Here is a 4,678-nt window from a genome sequence, read left to right as displayed (position 1 = left end):
GAATACTCACTTTTTCCGCTTCCGTAAGCTCCAATCACAACAATCAATTTATTATCCATAAAAATTTCCTTTATTTTCAATATTCAAAGAAAGGTTAAATCTATCTTTTATATTGTCAAAATTCTTTTTGTTTTTTTAGTTGTTTTAATTTTATTAAGAAGGAAGAGGAATTTTTTGAAAAAGACAATTATTATAATTTTTTATTTAATATCTGCAATATTTCTATTTTCCATCGAACATCTCGATTTGAATTTTTTCATTGAACCAAGATTCGATGAGAACAACATTGATAAAGAAAAATTTGTTTTGGAAAATACCGTGAATGACTCGATCATTCAGGTCAATATTTTTGGTGGTACAATCCTTAAGGAAGCAAATTCAGACAGTTCGATCATCGCTTTTCTCGATTCTGTAAATTGCCAGTATGCTTGTCCTATCGATTTCTTATTTTATGAAGGAAGCGATACTCTCAATTTCCAGTTCATTGCATCTAATATTAAACACGAGGAAATTCCCCTAATCGAAAATATTATCCTGCAAACTGATTCGATTTCGGTCGGGATATTTTCGATTTACACCCCGGATTTTACGGTCAAGAATGAGATAAATCCTGATGCTGAATTTGATTTCGATGTTTTTGAAGATGCAGCAGAACAGGCAAAATTCCTCAAAAAGAAATCAGATTTTATTATCATGCTTTCAAATATGACAAAATATATCGATGAGGATATTGTCGAAGATCTTCCGGTCGATGTTGTTGTCAGTTTTGATTACCAGAAGAAAAAGAACGAATTGTTTTCCAATAACCGAACTAATTATTACAGCATTCTCTGCCATCGGGGATTTTTTGGGAAATTGAGGTTGATATTTGAGAATGGGAAGATTACGAGGGAGTGGATTGAAGAAAAGATTGAATAACTCACCCTCGGTCCCTCTCTTGGGAAGAGAGGGATGACTTCATGTTTCGGTTAGGTTGAGTTTCTTCTTGTTTCTCTAAAACTCCCTTCTCTTTTTAAGAGAAGGGCTGGGGATGAGTTAAATGAAATCTATTGCAGTCCAAACAGCCGGAAATTTAAGAAAGCATTCTACCAAAGCCGAAAAAATTTTCTGGAATGCTGTTCGGAACAGGAAAATTGAAAACCTGAAATTCAATCGTCAATTTCCGCTCTATTTTGAATATGAAGGACGAAAAAGATTTTTCATTGCAGATTTCTATTGTCATGAAATGAAATTAGTTGTCGAAATAGATGGAGGAATTCATGAGACTCAAAAGGATTGTGATGAGTTGAGAACAGCGATCATCAATGAATTGGGGATGAAAGTTATTAGATTTAATAATGAAAAAGTTATTAAAAATTTGAATGAAGTTATTGAAGAATTAACAAAAATCCTAACACACCGTCGGTTCCTCTCTTGAGAAGAGAGGGATGACTGTCTGTTTCAGTTGGATTTGAGTTTCTTCTTGCTTCTCTTGATCTCCCTTCTCTTCTCAAGAGAAGGACTGGGGATAAGTTAAAATGAAAACACAAATCACTCAATACATTCGCACCCAAATCTCCCGAGGTTTATCCGAACATACGATCAAAGCATACGAAAGTGACCTCTTCCAACTCGAAGAATTTCTAACAAAATATTTTGAAAATGAAGAAGTTAAGATCGAGCAGGTTTCCCGTTTGTTCCTGCGCGATTTTATGCGGCATTTGAGTATGAATAACCGTAGCAACAGAACTCTGGCGCGCAAAGCAACAACCATTAAAAACTTTTTCCAGTTCTGCGAGAGAAATAGAATAATCGAAAAAAATCCGGCAGATAATCTCAAAATCCCGAAATTTGAAAAACACCTGCCTAAACATTTCACAGAGATCGAGATCGACGCACTTCTCAATATTCCCGACCTGACCAGTAAATTCGGAATTCGCAATAAAGCGATTTTAGAGTTGATCTATTCCAGCGGAATGAGGATCAGCGAAATCGCAAATTGTACACTTCAGCAAATCGATCTGAACGAGAAAATTATAAGAGTAATTGGAAAAGGTAACAAAGAACGGATTGTTCCGATTGGGAAAAAAGCAATCAAAGCAATAAAGAATTATTTACAAATCAGAAGTCAGTTTCATCCCTCCGGCAACTGCCGGAGGGAATTAAAGAGGATTTCAAATATCTTCCTATCCAAAAGCGGAAAACCATTGTCTTCAGACGAACTACGCGAAATCCTCGATAGATATATCATTCTTGTTGCCAAAACCAAAGGTTATTCTCCACATTCCATTCGACATTCATTTGCTACACATCTGCTCTCACATGGAGCAGATTTGAGAGCAGTTCAGGAAATGCTCGGACACAGCAATCTTTCCACAACAGAGATCTATACTCATCTTTCTTTGAAGGATCTGAAAAAGGTATACGAGCAGGCACATCCGAGAAGTAAGAAGAAGGATTGATTGGAAACTTGCCAAATTTTTAAAATTTGGCAAGTATATAATCTTGGTTCAAAAGTTGCATCTTAATTTGTTTATGTATCAAATCTTTATGATTTGTGAAGTTTATAAAATAAAAAAAAGGAGCAAATTATCATGGAAAAAATAACCTTTCTCTTATCAATTATTTTCCCATTAATCCTTCTATCCCAAACCCACATCCCGGCAGGAAATGTAAACGGAAATTGGGTTTTTGAAAATTCCCCTTACATCATCGATGGAGAAATCTCTATCCAATCCGAAGATTTGTTAACCATCGAACCTGCTGTCGAAGTAATCTTTTCCGATCATTACAAATTTAACATTTACGGCAGACTTCTCGCAGAAGGAACCGAATCCGATTCCATTTATTTCACAGCAGAAAATGCATTCATCGGTTGGCATGGATTAAGATTTTCCAACACAAACTCGCAGGATAGTTCGAAGGTTGTTTATTGCAGGCTTGAATACGGAAAAGCGGAGGGAACCGGTTTATATGAAGTTTTTGGCGGAGCGATTTTCCTGAATCAATCATCGAATGTTCTCATAAATAACTGTCTGATAAAAAACAACTCTGCGGAAAATGGCGGTGGAATATTCTGCTACAATTCCAGTCCGGAAATTTTAAACACAACAATTTCCAATAATGATGCAGATTACGGTGGCGGAATAGAGTGTTATTTTAATTCCAATCCGAATATGAACAATGTTATAATTACCGGAAATTCGGCAATTGAAGGTGGCGGTTTTTTCTGTAAAAATAATTCCAATTCCAATCTGGAAAATGTGACGATCGAGTCAAATACTGCTGATTACGGCGGTGGATTTTATTCTTATGATTCTTTTCCGTATATTATCGATTCCAATATTCTGAACAATGAAGCCAATCATGATGGTGGTGGAATCCATATTTCCGAAAATTCCGAAGCAATTTTCGAGAATGTTCTGATTTCAGGAAATTCCACAGCTTTTAATGGCGGAGGAGTTTTCTGTTGCGGTAATTCATCACCCATATTTAATAATGTGACGATCAGCAATAATTTTGTTCCTTCCAGTGATGATCCGGGAGGAGCCGGATTTTCCTGTTGGGGAGCAAGTCCTGTTTTGAGTAATGTTACAATTACTGAAAATAATACTGCGGGTGGCGGTGGTGGAATTGAGTGTTCTTATAATTCTTCATTGATTATTACTAATGGAATTATTAGCAGAAATATGGCTGGTTCCGGCGGCGGAATTTCTATTTATAATTCTACAATAAATTTATCCAGAGTAACAATTTCAGAAAATATTTCCGGAAATCAAGGAGGTGGAATTGTTTTCAGTTATGATTCCGAGATAGTTTTTGATCCTGATAATCGCTGTAATATTTATTGCAATAATGGTATTAACAGCAATCTCGGAGACGATATTTACGCACATAATATCAATGAATGCAATATCATCGTAGATACTTTTACAGTAATTGAACCTACCGAATATCAAGTCCATCCGATTGAAGATTTCACTTTTGACATTCAGAACGGAATGATAGAAGCGGTTAATGCGGATCTGTATGTAAATCCAACCGGAGATAATAATAACAGCGGACTTACAGCAGATGATCCCTTAAAAAACATATTTTATGCTCTTCAGAAAATTATTGGCGTTGAGTCGAATCCCGTGTCGATATTCCTGGCAAACGGAACATATTCACCATCTCAAACTAATGAATCTTTTTTTATATTATGTAAGGATTATGTGGACATTATCGGTGAAAGCAGGGAAAATACAATATTGGATGCAGAAGAATCCAATCGTGTTTTCTCTTCACTTGGAACTACGCATTCGATAAAAAATCTAACAATAAAAAACGGCAGTCATCCAAACTATAGAAACGGTGGAGGAATTTATATAGACGGATCAAATATTGAGTTGGAGAATCTATTGATAACTTCCAATAGCAGTAATTCTAGGGGTGGCGGTATTTATTGCAGAGATTCAGATCCAATATTAAATAGTGTCCGAATTGAGAATAATAGTGCAAACGGTTTTAATGGTTTCGGAGGAGGAATTTATTTTTATGATTCCAATCCGTTTTTATCTTCGGTAACAATTTCAAATAATTATGCCGGTTCCGGAAGTGGTATCGTTTTGAATAATTCAAATCCGGTTTTGGATGCTGAAAACAGGTGCAATATATACAATAACAATTCCGAAATAAATTACGGAAATGATATCTTCCT

The 4,678-nt window shown here is 35.6% G+C and carries 4 protein-coding genes; all 4 read left to right on the top strand.

What is annotated here, in order from left to right:
- Positions 1 to 174 precede the first annotated feature (174 nt).
- Positions 175 to 918, top strand: coding sequence for a hypothetical protein (locus ENL20_11250; GenBank protein HHE39128.1), 744 nt, complete (start codon positions 175 to 177; stop codon positions 916 to 918).
- 121 nt (positions 919 to 1,039) lie between these two features.
- Positions 1,040 to 1,417: a DUF559 domain-containing protein gene (locus ENL20_11245; GenBank protein HHE39127.1), complete on the top strand. Its 378-nt coding sequence runs from the start codon at positions 1,040 to 1,042 to the stop codon at positions 1,415 to 1,417.
- A gap of 100 nt (positions 1,418 to 1,517) precedes the next feature.
- A complete protein-coding gene (locus tag ENL20_11240) occupies positions 1,518 to 2,441 on the top strand; it encodes a tyrosine recombinase (protein HHE39126.1) in 924 nt (307 codons plus the stop codon).
- Between the two features lie 132 nt (positions 2,442 to 2,573).
- Positions 2,574 to 4,678, top strand: a 2,105-nt coding sequence (locus tag ENL20_11235) for a hypothetical protein (GenBank protein ID HHE39125.1), incomplete at its 3' end; no start/stop codon positions are given.

The sequence above is a fragment of the Candidatus Cloacimonadota bacterium genome, assembly GCA_011372345.1.
Taxonomy (GTDB): domain Bacteria; phylum Cloacimonadota; class Cloacimonadia; order Cloacimonadales; family TCS61; genus DRTC01.
Note: the sequence above shows the minus strand (reverse complement) of the source record. Positions and strands in the feature narration are given on the sequence as shown.